The organism is Variovorax sp. Soil_C_33 (genome assembly GCF_057656935.1).
This window is the reverse complement of the sequence record NZ_JBDGJK010000022.1, coordinates 1-15,208: the sequence shown is the minus strand read 5'-3', so window position 1 is coordinate 15,208 and position 15,208 is coordinate 1. Positions and strand designations below refer to the sequence as shown.

The 15,208-nt window shown below is 69.6% G+C and carries 18 protein-coding genes; 11 read left to right on the top strand and 7 right to left on the bottom strand.

Features of this window, described 5'->3' with window-relative positions; translation table 11 throughout:
- Positions 1 to 12: 12 nt before the first annotated feature.
- Positions 13 to 1,359 (bottom strand): NAD(P)/FAD-dependent oxidoreductase, encoded by a 1,347-nt coding sequence (locus tag AC3A6B_RS26335; protein WP_487839593.1) that lies wholly within the window; start codon positions 1,357 to 1,359, stop codon positions 13 to 15.
- A gap of 137 nt (positions 1,360 to 1,496) precedes the next feature.
- Here AC3A6B_RS26335 and egtB point away from each other — a divergent pair, with 137 nt between their 5' ends.
- The 5 genes from egtB (at position 1,497) to AC3A6B_RS26310 (ending at position 5,335) form a co-directional block, all read left to right on the top strand.
- Positions 1,497 to 2,747, top strand: coding sequence for an ergothioneine biosynthesis protein EgtB (gene egtB / locus AC3A6B_RS26330; RefSeq protein WP_487839592.1), 1,251 nt, complete (start codon positions 1,497 to 1,499; stop codon positions 2,745 to 2,747).
- A complete protein-coding gene (gene egtD, locus AC3A6B_RS26325) occupies positions 2,747 to 3,733 on the top strand; it encodes an L-histidine N(alpha)-methyltransferase (RefSeq protein WP_487839591.1) in 987 nt (328 codons plus the stop codon). The genes egtB and egtD overlap by 1 nt, the downstream gene beginning before the upstream one ends.
- 38 nt (positions 3,734 to 3,771) lie before the next feature.
- Entirely contained in the window at positions 3,772 to 4,053 is a 282-nt protein-coding gene (locus tag AC3A6B_RS26320; RefSeq protein WP_487839590.1) for a DUF427 domain-containing protein, read from the top strand.
- Complete coding sequence (locus tag AC3A6B_RS26315; RefSeq protein WP_487839589.1) at positions 4,050 to 4,793, top strand: 2OG-Fe dioxygenase family protein; 744 nt, start codon at positions 4,050 to 4,052, stop codon at positions 4,791 to 4,793. Before AC3A6B_RS26320 ends, AC3A6B_RS26315 begins: the two co-directional genes overlap by 4 nt.
- Positions 4,794 to 4,897: 104 nt before the next feature.
- On the top strand, positions 4,898 to 5,335 hold the full coding sequence (locus tag AC3A6B_RS26310; protein WP_093102281.1) for a universal stress protein: 438 nt from the start codon (positions 4,898 to 4,900) through the stop codon (positions 5,333 to 5,335).
- A gap of 8 nt (positions 5,336 to 5,343) precedes the next feature.
- Here AC3A6B_RS26310 and AC3A6B_RS26305 read toward each other — a convergent pair whose 3' ends face one another.
- On the bottom strand, positions 5,344 to 5,985 hold the full coding sequence (locus AC3A6B_RS26305) for an RluA family pseudouridine synthase (protein ID WP_487839588.1): 642 nt from the start codon (positions 5,983 to 5,985) through the stop codon (positions 5,344 to 5,346).
- Positions 5,986 to 6,032: 47 nt separating this feature from the next.
- On the opposite strand from AC3A6B_RS26305, the gene AC3A6B_RS26300 reads away from it, so the two are divergent.
- The gene (locus AC3A6B_RS26300) at positions 6,033 to 7,271 is read left to right on the top strand and encodes an MFS transporter (protein ID WP_487839587.1); all 1,239 of its coding nucleotides are present in this window, start codon (positions 6,033 to 6,035) and stop codon (positions 7,269 to 7,271) included.
- On the opposite strand, the gene AC3A6B_RS26295 is transcribed toward AC3A6B_RS26300, so the two are convergent.
- The 3 genes from AC3A6B_RS26295 to AC3A6B_RS26285 are packed head-to-tail and all read right to left on the bottom strand — an operon-like array spanning position 7,260 to position 7,944.
- Entirely contained in the window at positions 7,260 to 7,541 is a 282-nt protein-coding gene (locus AC3A6B_RS26295) for a 2Fe-2S iron-sulfur cluster-binding protein (RefSeq protein ID WP_487839586.1), read from the bottom strand. The two genes, AC3A6B_RS26300 and AC3A6B_RS26295, sit on opposite strands and share 12 nt — an antisense overlap.
- Positions 7,538 to 7,801, bottom strand: a complete 264-nt coding sequence (locus AC3A6B_RS26290; RefSeq protein WP_487839585.1) for a VF530 family protein — start codon at positions 7,799 to 7,801, stop codon at positions 7,538 to 7,540. Before AC3A6B_RS26290 ends, AC3A6B_RS26295 begins: the two co-directional genes overlap by 4 nt.
- Complete coding sequence (locus AC3A6B_RS26285) at positions 7,798 to 7,944, bottom strand: hypothetical protein (RefSeq protein WP_170855465.1); 147 nt, start codon at positions 7,942 to 7,944, stop codon at positions 7,798 to 7,800. Before AC3A6B_RS26285 ends, AC3A6B_RS26290 begins: the two co-directional genes overlap by 4 nt.
- 86 nt (positions 7,945 to 8,030) lie before the next feature.
- On the opposite strand from AC3A6B_RS26285, the gene AC3A6B_RS26280 reads away from it, so the two are divergent.
- Together AC3A6B_RS26280 and AC3A6B_RS26275 are read left to right on the top strand one after the other, a co-directional pair.
- The gene (locus tag AC3A6B_RS26280) at positions 8,031 to 8,546 is read left to right on the top strand and encodes an N-acetyltransferase family protein (RefSeq protein WP_487839584.1); all 516 of its coding nucleotides are present in this window, start codon (positions 8,031 to 8,033) and stop codon (positions 8,544 to 8,546) included.
- A gap of 8 nt (positions 8,547 to 8,554) precedes the next feature.
- On the top strand, positions 8,555 to 9,460 hold the full coding sequence (locus AC3A6B_RS26275; RefSeq protein ID WP_487839583.1) for a DUF808 domain-containing protein: 906 nt from the start codon (positions 8,555 to 8,557) through the stop codon (positions 9,458 to 9,460).
- Here AC3A6B_RS26275 and mnmH read toward each other — a convergent pair.
- Together mnmH and AC3A6B_RS26265 are read right to left on the bottom strand one after the other, a co-directional pair.
- On the bottom strand, positions 9,447 to 10,508 hold the full coding sequence (gene mnmH, locus AC3A6B_RS26270) for a tRNA 2-selenouridine(34) synthase MnmH (RefSeq protein WP_487839582.1): 1,062 nt from the start codon (positions 10,506 to 10,508) through the stop codon (positions 9,447 to 9,449). The genes AC3A6B_RS26275 and mnmH overlap by 14 nt on opposite strands.
- Entirely contained in the window at positions 10,508 to 10,729 is a 222-nt protein-coding gene (locus AC3A6B_RS26265; protein ID WP_436290677.1) for a hypothetical protein, read from the bottom strand. Before AC3A6B_RS26265 ends, mnmH begins: the two co-directional genes overlap by 1 nt.
- 131 nt (positions 10,730 to 10,860) lie before the next feature.
- On the opposite strand from AC3A6B_RS26265, the gene AC3A6B_RS26260 reads away from it, so the two are divergent.
- From AC3A6B_RS26260 to AC3A6B_RS26250, 3 genes are all read left to right on the top strand, one after another.
- Positions 10,861 to 13,824, top strand: coding sequence for an autotransporter outer membrane beta-barrel domain-containing protein (locus AC3A6B_RS26260; RefSeq protein ID WP_487839581.1), 2,964 nt, complete (start codon positions 10,861 to 10,863; stop codon positions 13,822 to 13,824).
- An 81-nt stretch (positions 13,825 to 13,905) separates the two neighbouring features.
- The gene (locus tag AC3A6B_RS26255) at positions 13,906 to 14,325 is read left to right on the top strand and encodes a hypothetical protein (protein ID WP_487839580.1); all 420 of its coding nucleotides are present in this window, start codon (positions 13,906 to 13,908) and stop codon (positions 14,323 to 14,325) included.
- Between the two features lie 12 nt (positions 14,326 to 14,337).
- Positions 14,338 to 15,135, top strand: a complete 798-nt coding sequence (locus AC3A6B_RS26250) for an enoyl-CoA hydratase/isomerase family protein (protein ID WP_487839579.1) — start codon at positions 14,338 to 14,340, stop codon at positions 15,133 to 15,135.
- Positions 15,136 to 15,208: the final 73 nt, after the last annotated feature.

Below are 15,208 nucleotides of genomic sequence, written 5' to 3'. Positions count from 1 at the left end.
GCAGGCCCCCGCTCAGGACTCTCCCTTGCCCCTGACCTCCGCCACCACCCGCGCATGCCGCTGGAAGCTCCAGTACGCGCTCGCCCAGTCCATCAGCACCACGATGCGATTGCGGAAGCCGATCAGGAAGTAGGCGTGCGCGAAGAGCCAGAACAGCCAGGCCATCCGGCCCGAAAAGCGCAGCGGCCCGAATGGGGTGCCGAGGTCGACCACGGCCGAGTTGCGGCCGATGGTCGCGAGGTTGCCGTAGTCGCGGTAGCGGAAAGGCACGGTCTCCTTGCCCGCGATGCGGCGCAGGATGTTCGCCGCCGCGGCGCGGCCCATCTGCTTGGCGCCGGGCGAGACGCCGGGCACCGGCTTCGGCTCCTTGCCCGGGCGGTGGCTCATGGCGGCCGCGAGATCGCCGACCACGCTGATGTCCGGTTGGCCCGGCACGCTGAGGTCGGGCAGCACCTTGATGCGGCCGGCGCGGTCGGTCTCGGCGCCGGTTGCCTCTCCCAGCAGCCGGCCCAGCGGCGAAGCGGCCACCCCGGCGGCCCAGATCACGCAGTGGCAGTCGATGCGGTGGCTGCCGGTGCCGGCGCCGCCGTCGCTGAAGGGCGATTCGACCGTGAGCCCGGTCTCGTCGATGGCCGTGACCTTGGCGTTGAGACGCACCTGCACGCCGAGCTTCTGCAACTGTTCCAGCGCGCGCTGGCTCAACGACTCGGGCATGGCCTGCAGCACGCGCGGGCCGCCCTCGATCAGCAGCACCTCTGCGCTGCCCGGATCGATGCGGCGGAACTCGCCTTCCAGCGTGTGGCGCGCGATCTCGGCCAGCGTGCCGGCCATCTCGACGCCGGTGGGGCCGGCGCCGATCACCGCGAAGGTCAGCAATGCACGGCGCCGCACCGGGTCGGCTTCGATCTCGGCGGCCTCGAAGCTCATCAGCACGCGGCGGCGGATCTCGAAGGCATCGGCCAGCGTCTTGAGGCCCGGCGCCATCCGGGCCCAGCCGTCGTTGCCGAAATAGCTATGGGTGGCGCCGGCGGCCACGATGAGGTGATCCCACCCGAGGCGCGTGCCGTTGGCCAGCTGCACCTCGTGCGCAAGCGGATCGATGTGCTTGACCTCGCCGAGCAGGGTGGTGATGTTGGGCTGGCGGCGGAACAGGAGCCGCACCGGCGCCGCGATCGAGGGCGCCGCCAGCCCGGCGGTCGCCACCTGGTAGAGCAGCGGCTGGAACAGGTGGTGGTTGGTCTTGTCGACGATGGTGACGTCGACATCGGCGCCCTGCAGCTTTCGCGCCGCCTCCAGGCCCCCGAAACCGCAGCCGACGATGACGATACGGGGGCGCTGGGAGGGGGTAGTCGTACTCATCCGCCGGATGATACGCAGGGCTCTGGCACGCACCAGCGTCTTGTGCCAAAGTGTCGCGTTCGACTGCGCGGGCTTGTCCTACGGCGCCTGCCTGCCTCCATGGGCTAAAACCTTTCGATCCAAAAATTGGAGACCCCATGAACCTCATCCGGCCGGCCGCGCCCGCTGCTGACGTGCTGCGCGATCAGTTCCAGGCGGTGCGTGCCCAAAGCCTCGCGCTCGCGACGCCTCTCTCGGCCGAAGACCAGTGCATCCAGTCGATGCCCGATGCCAGTCCGACCAAATGGCACCTGGCCCACACCACCTGGTTCTTCGAGACCGTGCTGCTGCAGCCGCATGCGACGGGCTACCGCGTCTTCGATCCGCGTTTTCACTATCTCTTCAACTCCTACTACGAGGCGCTGGGGCCGCGCCATCCGCGGCCCCAGCGCGGGCTCTTGACGCGGCCTTCGCAGGGCGAGGTGCACGCGTACCGGCGCCACGTCGACGAGGCGGTGCAGGCGCTGCTCGAAACGGCGGGCGAGGGCGGGGACTGGGATGCGATCGCGGCGATCGTCACGCTGGGCCTGCACCACGAACAGCAGCACCAGGAGCTCATCGTCACCGACATCCTGCATGCCCTGTCGTGCAACCCGCTGCTGCCCGCGTACCGGGCCGCGGCAGGGCCGGCGCTGCGCCTGGCCTCGGTGCCGCCGCCGATGCAGTGGCTGGCGCAGCCCGGCGGGCTGATCGAAGTCGGCCATGGCGGCGACGGCTTCGCCTTCGACAACGAGACGCCGCGCCACGCGGCGCTGCTGCGACCCTACGCCATCGCCGACCGGCTGGTGAACTGCGGCGACTATGCGCAGTTCATTGCCGACGGCGGCTACCAGCGGCCCGAGCTCTGGCTGTCCGACGGCTGGGCCTCGGTGCAGGCCCAGGGCTGGCGCTGCCCGGCCTACTGGCTCGCGCCCGACGATCCGCGGCTCGCCCACCAGGGCACGACGGCGGGCTGGCAGGTCTTCGGCCTGCACGGCGTGCGCCCGCTGGAACCCGAGGCGCCGGTGGCCCAGCTGAGCTTCTACGAAGCGGCGGCCTTTGCCGAATGGGCCGGCGCGCGGCTGCCGACCGAGTTCGAATGGGAGGCCGCCCATGACGCGCCCGGCATCACGCAGATGAGCGGGCATGTGTGGCAATGGACGCGTTCTTCCTACGACCCGTACCCGGGTTTTCGCCCGTTGGCGGGCATCGCGGCGGAATACAACGGCAAGTTCATGGTCGGCCAGCTGGTGCTGCGCGGCGGCAGCGTCGCCACGCCCGAAGGGCACACGCGGCCCAGCTACCGCAACTTCTTCCCGCCGGCCGCGCGCTGGCAGTTCTCCGGGCTGCGGCTCGCGAAGGAGCTCTGATGGGCAATCCCGCATTCAACCTCCATGCGTTCCGCACCGCGCAGCGCGCCGCGCCGCTTTCCAATTTCGGCCGCGAGCTGTTCGCGGGCCTGAGCCGCGGCGCGCGCAGCATCCCGCCGAAGTTCTTCTACGACATCGCGGGCTCCGCGCTGTTCGACCGCATCTGCGAGCTGCCCGAGTACTACCCGACGCGCACCGAGCTGCGCATCCTCACCGAGTGCGCCTCCGAGATCGCGGCCCAGATCGGCCCGAAGGCCGAGATCATCGAGTTCGGCGCCGGCTCGCTCACCAAGGTGCGGCTCCTGCTCGACGCCCTCGATGCGCCGAAGCGCTATGTGCCGATCGACATTTCCGGCGAGCACCTCGAAGCGGCGGCCGAGCGCCTGCGCGACGACTATCCGCGGCTCGCGGTGCAGCCCCTGGTGGCCGACTACACCATGCCGCTGGTGCTGCCCGCGCGTGGCGAGGGCATGGGCCAGCGCGTCGGCTTCTTTCCCGGCTCGACCCTGGGCAACTTCAGTCCCGATGAAGCGCTCGCCTTCCTGCAGCTGGCCCAGCGCCTGCTGCGCGGCGGCGGCCTGCTGCTCGGCGTCGACCTGGTCAAGGACCCGGCGCTGCTGCATGCGGCCTACAACGATGCGCAGGGCGTGACCGCGGCCTTCAATCTCAACCTGCTGCGCCGCGCCAACGCCGAGCTCGACACCGACTTCGATCTCGACGGCTTCACGCATGCCGCCTTCTACAACGCGCCGCTGCGGCGCATCGAGATGCACCTGGTGAGCCGCCGCGCGCAGACCGTCACGCTCGACGGCCAGCGCTTCTCCTTCGACGAGGGCGAAACCATCCACACCGAGAACTCGCACAAGTTCACCGTCGACGGCCTGCGTGCGCTCGCGGTGAAGGCGGGCTTCCGGCCGGCCGCGGTGTGGACCGATCCGCAGCGCCTGTTCAGCGTCCACTGGCTGCAATCGCCCGCGGCACAATGACAGGGCTGCCCGCGTTCGCCGGGCATACGGAGAATTTCATGAAAGCAATCTGGAACGGCGTCACCGTCGCCGAGAGCGACGACACCGTGCTCGTCGAAGGCAACCACTACTTCCCCATGAGTTCGCTCAACCGCGACTATGTGACCTTCAGCAACCACAAGACCACCTGCCCCTGGAAGGGCAGCGCGAGCTACTACTCGCTGCTGGTCGACGGCGAGCTCCACACCGACGCCGCGTGGTACTACGCCGACCCCAAGCCCGAAGCCGAGATGGTCCGGGACCGCGTCGCCTTCTGGAAGGACGTGAAGGTGACGGAGTGAGCGGCGGCCTCTTCAATCCGCCGTTCACGCCGCCCGATCGACTCGTCGCCGCATTGCGCCAGGACGGCTACGCCGTCCTGAGCCCGCAAGGCGTGGCCGAATGGCTCGCCACCTCGCTCACCGAATTCGATGCACTGTGCGGCGACTGGGACCAGCTGCCGCCCGACGAATACCTGAAGGACGGCGGCCGCTATCGCACGCGGCGCCATGCCTGCTTCATGGTCGAGGACGCAACGCTCGAACAGGTGCCGCACCGCGCGCACTGGCAGCCGGTGGAGTACAACGCGCTGCACGGCGGCATGCAACGCTGGTTCGCGCCGATGGAAGCGGGGACGCTGGCGCAGCCCGCATGGCAGCGGCTGCTGCGCGGCCTGGGCAGCGTGGCGAGCGGCCTGCGCGGCACGCAGCGCTGGTACGTGGAGGCGCACCAGTTCCGCATCGACACCGCCGACGGCATCGGCCGCCCGACGCCGGAAGGCGCGCACCGCGACGGCGTCGACCTGGTGGCGGTCGCGCTGGTCCGGCGCCACAACATCAAGGGCGGCGAAACGCGCGTGTTCGAGGCTGCGGGCCGGCGCGGCGAGCGCTTCACGATGACCGAGCCCTGGACGCTGCTCCTGCTCGACGACGCGCGCGTGATCCACGAGTCGACGCCGATCCAGCCGCTGGTTGAAGGCCAGCCGGGCTGGCGCGACACGCTGGTCGTGACCTGCCGCGCCGGCGCATTTCAAGGCGATTGATGCCACCTGCCGGGCCGTAGCCGTCCTACAGTCCGGCCCTCTCCCTGGATGTAAATTCGGGGTCCGGCTCGCCCTGCGAGCCCTGCGAACGAAAGAGGTCTGCCATGTTCAATCACATCCTGGTCCCGATCGATGGATCCGAAACGTCGATGCTTGCGGTCAGCAAGGCCAGCGGACTGGCGCTGGCGTTCGGCAGCCGCATCACCCTCATCCACGTGGTGGACAACTATCCCTTCATCGGCGTGGGCGCCGACTATGCGCTCGGCCAGAACGAATACCTTGCAGCCGCCACCAGCAGCGCCAATGCGGCGCTGGCGCGCGGCGTCGCGGCGCTGGCGGCCGAAGGACTGCACAGCGACCAGCGCGTGATCGACGGCCACGTGGTCCACGAAGGCATCGTCGATACCGCCGAGGCGATCGCGGCCGACCTGATCGTGATGGGCTCGCATGGGCGCTCCGGCATCGAGAAGCTGCTGCTCGGCAGCGTGACGCAGCGCGTGCTGCAGGATTCGAAAGTCCCCGTTCTGGTGGTCAAGGGCTGAAGAAGACTTCAGGCAAACGGGGGCGGACTTTCGAAGCGGCGCATCCGGCCGTCGGCAGGGTGCACGAACTCGAGCGCGCTCGCGTGCAGCAGCAGCCTCGGCGCGCGCTGCCGCACTTCGTCGCTGCCGTAGAGCGCATCGCCCAGGATCGGGTGGCCGATCGACAGCAGATGAACCCGCAACTGATGGCTGCGGCCGGTCAGCGGTTCCAGCCACAGGTGGCTCGCATCACGCTCGGGCAGCTGGCGCTTCACGCGCCATCGCGTCTGGCTCGGCTTGCCCGATTCGGCATCGATCTTTTGCAGCGGCCGGCGCGGCCAATCGGCGGCCAGCGGCGCATCGATCAGCGACCACTCGTCATGCATGGGCAATAGCCCGTCGACGATCGCTTCATAGCGCTTGCGCATTCGCCGCTGTGCAAAGGCGTCGCCCAGGGCGCGCTGCATCGCCGGGCTGCGCGCCATCAGCACCAGGCCGCTGGTGGCCATGTCGAGCCGGTGCACCACCAGCGCATCGGGCCAGCGTGCGACGGCGCGCGCGCTGAGGCAGTCCTGCTTGTCCTCGCCGCGCCCGGGCACGCAGAGGAGGCTGGCGGGCTTGTCCAGCACCAGCAGGTAAGGGTCTTCGTGAATCACGGCGAGCGAAGGCATGGCCGAGCAAGTCTAGAAGGCTTTGGCGCTCGGCTATCCTCGATGCAATGTCCGCCCGCGCCGCCTCGCCGAATTTTTCCGATCTCACGCGCGAGCGGCCCTTCATGCGGTTGTGGACCGCGCGGTTGTTCGGCAGCGCGGCCGCCCAGATGCAGCTGGTCGCGATCGGCTGGCACATGTACGAGCTGACCGGCAGCGCCTGGGACCTCGGCCTGGTCGGGCTCTACCAGTTCGTGCCGGCGCTGCTGCTGGCGCTGCTGGCAGGCCACATCGTCGACCGCCACCATCGCGGCCGCATCGTCGCGGCCTGCCTGGCGGTGCAGGGCGCGGTCGCGCTGGTGCTGCTCGGCGCCGTCTACCTTCATCAAGACTCGCGCGGCGTGCTGCTCGGCCTGTCGCTGGTGCTGGGCGCGGTGCGCGCCTTCCAGATGCCCGCGCAGCAGGCGCTGACGCCGCTGCTCGTGCCACCGCTGATGCTGCCGCGCGCGATGGCCTTCAGCTCGGCCGGCATGCAGGGCGCGATCATCGGCGGGCCGGCGCTGGGCGGCCTGCTGTTCGCCGCGGGCACGGGCGTGGTGTACGGCGCGAGCCTGCTGTTCTTTGCCGTCGGCAGCCTGCTCCTGATGCAGCTGCGCTACGACCACATGCCGGCGCCGCGCGAACCGGTCACGCTGGCCACGGTGCTGGCAGGCGTGGACTTCATCTGGAAGCGCAAGCCGGTGCTCGGCGCCGTCTCGCTCGATCTGTTCGCGGTGCTGCTCGGCGGCGCGGTTGCGCTGCTGCCGATCTTCGCCAAGGACATCCTGCACACCGGCCCCTGGGGGCTGGGCCTGCTGCGCAGCGCGCCGGCGGTCGGTGCGCTGGCGATGTCGATCATCTTGACGCGCCGGCCGATCGAGCGCCACGTGGGGCGCACGCTGCTGATGGCGGTGGGCGCGTTCGGCCTCTGCATGATCGTGTTCGGCATCTCGCGCAGCTTCCTCGTCTCGCTCATCGCGCTCGCGGTCTCGGGCGGGGCCGACATGGTCAATGTCGTGCTCCGGCAGACGCTGGTGCAGCTCGAGACGCCGGACGCGATGCGCGGCCGCGTGAGCGCCGTCAATTCGATCTTCATCGGCGCCAGCAACCAGCTCGGCGAGTTCGAGTCGGGCGCCACGGCGGCGCTGCTGGGGCCGGTCGGCTCGGTGGTGACGGGCGGCGTCGGCACCGTGCTGGTGGCGCTGGCGTGGTTCCGGCTCTTTCCCTCGCTGGCGCAGCGTGACCGGATCGTTCGGTCAGAAGCGTGAAAACGCGTACGGCACGTCGAGCGTGACATCGCCCAGCGGCTCGGCAACGCAGGGCAGGATCCAGCCCTCGGCCTTCTCGTCGGCGCTCACGCCCGGCCACTCGATGCGGTAGCGGATCTCGCCGGCGCTCAGCTTGCAGATGCAGGTGCGGCAGGTGCCGTTGCGGCAGGAGCTCGGCAGCTCGATGCCGGCCGCGTCGGCGGACTGCAGCAGCGTGCGCCCGGACTCGGTATCGAAATCGAAGCCGCCGGGCTCGACGCGCACCTTCATGGCGGGGTGCCGCGCGACGCCTGGCGGCGTTCTTCGCGCAGCATGAAGAGGTAGAGGCTTTCGACCTTCTCGCGCGCCCACGGCGTCTTGCGCAGGAACTTGAGGCTGGAGGCCACGCTCGGGTCGCTGGTGAAGCAGCGCAGCGGGATGCGCTCGCCCAGGCCCTGCCAGCCATAGTGCGCCGCGAGCGCGGTCACGATGGCCTCGAGCGTGAGCCCGTGCAGGGGATTGCGGGGCTGCTGCTGCTGCGCCGGCGTCACTTGTTCTTGAGCTTGCCGCGCGGGATGACCGCGGTGGTGATGGTGCGCACCGGTTCGATGCCTGCGCCCGGCGGCTTCGGCGGAGAGCTGTCCTTCTTGGGTTTCTTGGCTTCCTTGTTGCTGCGCTGTTGACTCTTGGCCATGGTGATTCTCCGAATGATGCGAATGCAACAGGAAGTTTAGCGGCGCGGCGACAATACGGCCCTTTACCGTTCGTTCCCCTGCATTCATGTCCGACTACGAAGTTCGCCCCGCCACGATGCGCGATGCCAAGGCCATCGCCGAAGTCCACGCCGCCGCCGCCCGCGCCGCCTACACGGGCATCCTGCCTGAAGACCAGCTGCGTGCGCTGGCTCCGTCCACGCGCGAGGCGAAGTGGCGCGAGGCGATCGAGTTCAGCGAGCCGCAGGTGCATGTGGCGGTGCAGGGCGAGGAGGTGGTCGGCTTCGTCGGCTTCGACCGCTCGCGCGATGCCAAGACGCCCTCGACCACGGGCGAGATCTGGGCCCTCTATGTCAAGCCCGAGCACTGGGGCAAGGGCGTCGGCGTCGCGCTGTGGGATGCGGCGCGCGACGGCCTCGAGGAAGAGGGCTGCACGCTGGTCACCATCTGGGTGCCGCTGCGCAACGACCGCGCGATGCGGTTCATCGAGCTGGCTGGCTTCAAGCGCGAGATGAAGACCGCCAAGACGACCTCGATCGGCGGCATCAAGATCGAAGAGATCCGCCTCAAACGCAACGTCTAAAAAAGAAGATGGCCACCAGTCTGCTGCTCCTGCTCGACGACATCGCGACCGTTCTCGACGACGTTTCCATCCTCACCAAGCTTGCCGCCAAGAAGACCGCCGGCGTGCTGGGCGACGACCTGGCGCTGAATGCGCAGCAGGTCTCGGGCGTCAAGGCCGAGCGCGAGCTGCCGGTGGTGTGGGCGGTGTGCAAGGGCTCCCTCATCAACAAGGCGATCCTGGTGCCCGCGGCGCTGGCCATCGGCACCTGGCTGCCCTGGCTGGTGACCCCGCTGCTGATGATCGGCGGCGCCTTCCTGTGTTTCGAGGGCTGCGAGAAGCTCGCGCACAAGTTCCTGCACAAGGAAGAGCATGCGGCCGAGGTCTCGAAGCACGAGCGCGCGGTCGCCGATCCGGCCATCGACGTGGTCGCGGTCGAGAAGGACAAGATCAAGGGCGCGGTGCGCACCGATTTCATCCTCTCAGCGGAAATCATCGCGATCACGCTGGGCACGGTGCAGGGCCAGACCTTCGTGACGCAGCTGAGCGTGCTGGTCGGCATCGCACTGGTCATGACCGTCGGCGTCTACGGCCTGGTCGCAGGCATCGTGAAGCTCGACGACGCGGGGCTCTACCTGAGCCGGCGCGAAGACGCGGGCTCGCGCGCGCTCGGCCGCGGCATCCTCGCGGCGGCGCCCTGGCTCATGAAGGGCCTGTCCATCGCCGGCACCGCCGCCATGTTCCTGGTCGGCGGCGGCATCCTGGTGCATGGCGTGCCGGCCCTGGGCCACGCGGTCGAGGCCTGGGCCCTGGATGCAGGCAGCCTGGTCGGCGGCCTCGGCTCGATGGGCGCCAATGCGGGCGTCGGCATCGTGGCCGGCGCGATCGTGCTGGCGGTGGTCGAACTCGTGAAGAAGACGCTCAAGAAGCGCTGAGTTCCCGGCTCGCCGCGGCCACGCGGCGCGCGATCGCCTCGACGCCTTCGTCCGAGAGATCGTCGGCGCGCAAGACCTGCCGTTCGTCCCAGCGCGCAAAATGGCTGGCCTGCGACCGCTTGTAGGCCGGGTCGTAGTGCAGCGCGGTCAGCTCCGCGAACAGCAACGGCAGGTTGCGCTCGGCCGCCCACTGCTGCCAGCGCGCGATCACGGCCTTGCCGTGCAGTTCCTTCAGCATGGCGAGCTGGCGCGACAACGCTTCCGGGTCGTCGCCGAGGTAGGCGTAGTCGCGCAGCAGGTAGGCCAGGCGCGCCTCGGGCGTGGCGTCGATCTCGATGACCAGGCTCGCGCGCATGCGCTCCACCAGCGCCGTCGGCACGTTGAGGCGGCCGATGCGGCGGCTCTCGCCCTCGACGTAGAGCGGCTTTTGCGGATCGATGCGGTCCAGCAGCTCCGCGATGCGCGTCTCGAAGGCGGTCTGCGAGGGCTGCGGCACGCCGGGCAGGGCGCCGAGCAGCGAACCCTTGTGGGCAGCAAAAGCTTCGAGGTCGAGCACCTGCTCGCCCTGCGCCGCCATGGCCTGCAGCACGCGTGTCTTGGCGCTGCCGGTGGCGCCGCACAGCACGCGCAACTCGAGCCGCGGACACAGGGCGTCGATCTGCGTGATCACGTGGCGGCGCCAGCTCTTGTAGCCGCCGGCGAGCTGCTGCGCGTCCCAGCCGACGAGGCGCAGCCAAGTCGTCATCGAGCCGCTGCGCAGGCCGCCGCGCCAGCAATAGATGAGCGGCTTCCAGTCGGCAGGCCGGTCGGCGAACTGCTCCTTCAGGTGCCGCGCGATGTTCGCGGCCACCATCGCACCGCCGACCCGGCGCGCCTCGAAGGCGCCCTGCTGCTTGTAGAGGGTGCCGACGATGCGGCGCTCCTCGTCGTCGAGCACCGGGCAGTTGATCGCGCCGGGGATGTGGTCGATCGCGAACTCGGCGGGCGAGCGCGCATCGATGAGCGTGTCGAAGCGTTGGCGGTCGCCCACGCGCACCGGGTCGCGCATCAGCGGCCTCCGGACTTTTTCGCGCGCTGGAACAGGTCGACCGCGACCAGCGCCACGCCGAGCACCAGCGCGAACCAGCCGACCACGTAAGCCCCGCCGATGGTCTCTCGCCAGGCGGGCGACTGCAGGAAGTGCGGCGCGAGCAGCACCGCCGCGCCGATGAGGATGCACATGAGGCCGCGCTCGAGCATGCGCGGCGCTCCGGGGGATCTGGAAGCCATGCCCGAGTTTACGGGGCGGGCACTGCGCACCCACTTCGGGCCAGGCAGGCGGATTCCGTGAATTATTTCCTTAGGAAATGTAAACCTAAGAACTACATTCTTAAGTATTCATTTTCATAAGAAAGAAGCGCATGAACCGCGTTTTCCGGGTGGTCTGGAGGCCGTCGCAAGGGATCTGGGCCGTGGCCTCCGAGCTGGCGCGCGGCGTCGGCAAGTCGAGCGCGAAGGCGCCCGCCATGGCCGTGGTTCTGTTCGGCCTGGCCGGCACCGCCGCCGCCGATTGCGCCAGCGGTGGCAGCAACACCATCACCTGTGCCGCCGGCACGCCGCAGACCTTTGTCGTCATCGGCGGCTACGACGCCACGCCCGGCGGCACGGTGGACGTGCAGCAGGGCGCGGTGGTCAGCACTACCAACCTGCCCGCCATCAGCATGGGCGACAACGGCACCATCCTGATCCAGCGCAACGCCACGGTGCAGAACCATGCGGCGGGCAGCGCCAACGGCCACTATGGCACCGGCGCCAACACCATCGAATTCCGATCGGGCACCACGCTCGCGATCGATCAGGGCGCCAAGGTCCTGTCCAACGGCACCGCCCACGACGCGGAAGCCATCAACCCGCACGGCAGCGGCAACCTGATCGTCAACCACGGCGAGATCCGATCGCAGGCCGGCGGCGCGGCCATCTGGTTCGAATCGTCGACCGGCTCGAACACCGTGATCAATGGCGAAACCGGCGTCATCGAATACAAGGGCGGCGCGGGCCCCATCATGGGCGTCTCGGGCACCATGGCCATCAGCTTCACCAACCGGGGACGGCTGATCGGCACGCTGAACTTCGCCAACGGCAATGACACGCTCAACGTCTACACCGGCTCGTCGATCACCGGCAGCATCAACGGCGGCGGCGGCAGCAACCTGCTGACCCTGAACGGCAGCGGCACCGATACCTTCGCGCAGGCGCTCGCCAACTTCCAGACGCTGGTGAAGAACGACAGCGGCACCTGGACCTTCAACAACGCGCTGCCCGGCTCGGGCATCACCAGCGTGCGGGTGGCCGGCGGCACGCTGATCCTCGGCGCCAGCGCCGGCAGCTATACGGGCAGCATGACGGTGGACGCGGCCGGCATCCTGCAGACCAGCGCGCAGTTCGCGCCGCTGGCGATCGCCGACAACGGCCTGGTCCGTTTCGCGCAGTCGAACGACGCAACTTACACCGGGCTGCTCTCCGGCACCGGCGGCATCGAGAAGACAGGCGCCGGCGGGCTCACGCTCACGCGCGACCAGGCGATCACGGGCACCACCACGATCAGCGCCGGCACGCTGCAGCTGGGCAGAGGCGGCACGAGCGGCAGCGTGGCGGGCGACATCGTCAACAACGCGACGCTGGTCGCGAACCGTTCGAACACGCTGGACCTGGCCGGCGCCATCAGCGGCAGCGGCGCACTGCGCCAGGTGGGCAGCGGCACCACGGTGCTCTCGGGCGCCAACACCTACAGCGGCGCGACCACGGTCGCGGCCGGCACCTTGAAGGCGGCTGCGGCCAACACCTTCAGCGCTGCTTCCGCGCACACCGTGGCCTTCGGCGCGACGCTCGATACCGCGGGTTTCAACCAGCGCATCGCCTCGCTGAGCAATGAGGGCACCGTCAACCTGCTGAGCACTGCGGCGGGCAGCACGCTCACCGTGACCGGCGCCTACGTCGGCAACGGCGGCATGCTGAACCTCGGCACGGTGCTCGGCGGCAGCAACAGCCTGAGCGATCGCCTGGTGCTGAGCGGCGCAGGCGCCAGCGCGAGCGGCAAGACCACGGTTCGCATCACCAACCTCGGCGGCCTCGGTGCGCAGACGACAGGCAACGGCATCGAGGTGGTGAGCGCGCGCAACGGCGCGACGACCACGGCGCAGACCACCAAGGATGCCTTCGCGCTGGCCGGCGGCCACGTCGATGCAGGCGCCTACGAGTACCGCTTGTATGCGGCGGATGCCCAAGGCGCCGGCGAGAGCTGGTACCTGCGTACCGAGACAACCATCGCGCCCCCGGCAACGCCTGCCAATGCGGACGCGCCCACCACCACGACCGCGGACACGACCGTCAAGCTGGTCCTGCCGCTGGCGAGCGTGCCGACCTACCGCGCCGAAGTCCCGCTCTTCGCGGCGCTGCCCGCGCAGCTGCGCCAGGCCGACCTCGGCATGCTCGGCAACCTGCACCGCCGCATCGGCGACGAGGCGGCTGCTGCGTCCGGCGAGGCCGGCCAAGCCGGAGCGTCGCGCCGCGCCTGGGCCCGCGCCGTCTACAGCGACCTCGACATCCGCCAGAACGGCGTCGCCAGCGCCCACAGCCGCGGCCATGTGAGCGGCCTGCAAGCCGGCACCGACCTGCTCGCCAGCGCCAACTGGCGCGCCGGCCTCTACGTCGGCTTCCTGGACGGCGGCGCTGACGTGAGCGGCAATGCGCGTGGCACCCTCGGGCGCGCCGGTAACACCGACTTGCAGTCGCGCTACCTCGGCGGCTACGCCACCTGGATGGACGCGAGCGGCCTGTACGCCGATGCCGTGCTGCAGGCCGGCCGCCACCGCACCACCGTGCGCCCCGACGGCAACCCGAGCGCCTCGGGCAGGGCCGAGAGCCTCGCGGCCTCGATCGAAGCCGGCAAGTCCTTCCCTTTGGCCGCGAACTGGCGCATCGAACCGCAGGCGCAGCTGATCTACCAGCGCAGCCGCTTCGACGACGTGCTGATCAGCGGCGCGAACGTGCGGCAGGACGCCGACGGCGGCTGGATCGGCCGCCTCGGCGTGCGCATCCAGGGCGACATCGCCACCGGCGCCGGGCGGCTGCAGCCCTATGCGCGCGCGAACCTGTACCGCGCGAGCGGCGGCGCGGACGTCAGCGAGTTCATCGGCCCGGCGGCCACGACGCGCATCGCGAGCGCGAGCGGCTACAGCTCGGGCGAAGTGGCGGGCGGCTTCACGCTGGCGGTGACGCCGGTCACCAGCCTCTACGGCGAGGTGGGTCGCGTCTTCGCCATCGGCGGCGACGCCAGTGTGAAGTCCTCGGTGCAGGGCTCTGTCGGCGTCAAGCTGAGCTGGTAGGCGGGTTTTCGCGCGCCGGCGGCGCGGCGCGGTGTTTGGGTTCAAATATCGCTTCCGCATCCACCCGCCATACCGCCGACCATGGGATCCATCCGCCATCGCCTCCTCGCCGCTTCCGCACGAACCATCGCCCCTTTTCTGCTGACCGTCGCCGCGACGGGCGCAGCCGCCCAGCAGCAGGATGCGGACCGCTTCCCCGCCGCCGCCATGGGCTTCCTCGGCACCGAGCTTCCCGCGATGGATGCGGCCGTCGCCAACAAGGACCGCGACTACTTCGAGGATGCGATGGGCCGCATGCTCGACTTCTCCGACCGCTGGGGCTTCAAGACGCGCGCCAACCCGGCGCTGGCGCGCTACCCCATGTGCACCGAGGCGGTGACCGAGTTCCTCGTGGTCGGCCTGTGCCGCTTCAAGCTCTCGGCCGACACCTGCCAGCCCTCGCTGGCCTCGACCTTCGACGACAACCTGAAGCGCTGCCGCGAGCTGGCGGCGCGCAACTGAAAAGGCAGCGCCATGGACTACGCCCGCTACCAGACCCTCGCCATCACGCGCCGCGGCGAGGGCGGCGCGGTGCTCGACATCCAGATGCGCGCGCACAACGGCAAGCTGCCCACCGCAGGCCATGACGGGCACCGCGAGCTGGCCGAGATCTGGCGCGACGTGTCGGCCGACGACACGGTGCGCTGCGCCGTGCTGCGCGGCGAGGGCATGGGCTTCTCGGGCGGCGGCGACCTGGCGATGGTCGAGCAGATGAGCACCGACGACGCGACGCGCGTGCGCGTGTGGAAGGAAGCGCGCGACCTGGTCTACAACCTCGTCAACTGCGACAAGCCGATTGTCAGCGCGATGCACGGGCCGGCCGTGGGCGCCGGCCTGGTGGCGGGCCTGCTGGCCGACATCTCGATCGCGAGCAAGACCGCGAAGATCGTCGATGGCCACACCCGGCTGGGCGTGGCGGCAGGCGATCATGCGGCGATCGTCTGGCCGCTCCTGTGCGGGATGGCGAAGGCCAAGTACTACCTGCTGCTGTGCGAAGCCGTGAGCGGCGAGGAGGCCGAGCGCATCGGCCTGGTCTCGCTCGCGGTGGAAGAGGCCGAGCTGCTGCCGCGTGCCTACGAGGTCGCCGACAAGCTGGCCGCCGGCAGCCAGAGCGCGATCCGCTTCACCAAGTACGCGCTCAACAACTGGCTGCGTTTGGCCGGCCCGAGCTTCGACGCCTCGCTGGCGCTCGAGTTCATGGGCTTTGCGGGGCCTGACGTGCGCGAGGGCGTGGCCTCGCTGCGCGAGCGCAGGGCGCCTAAGTTTTCCTAGATGCTATGTAGGACTACCCGAGTCACCCCCGTTTAGCTAAAACGGGATTTCCAACTTCTAGGCAAAGGAGACG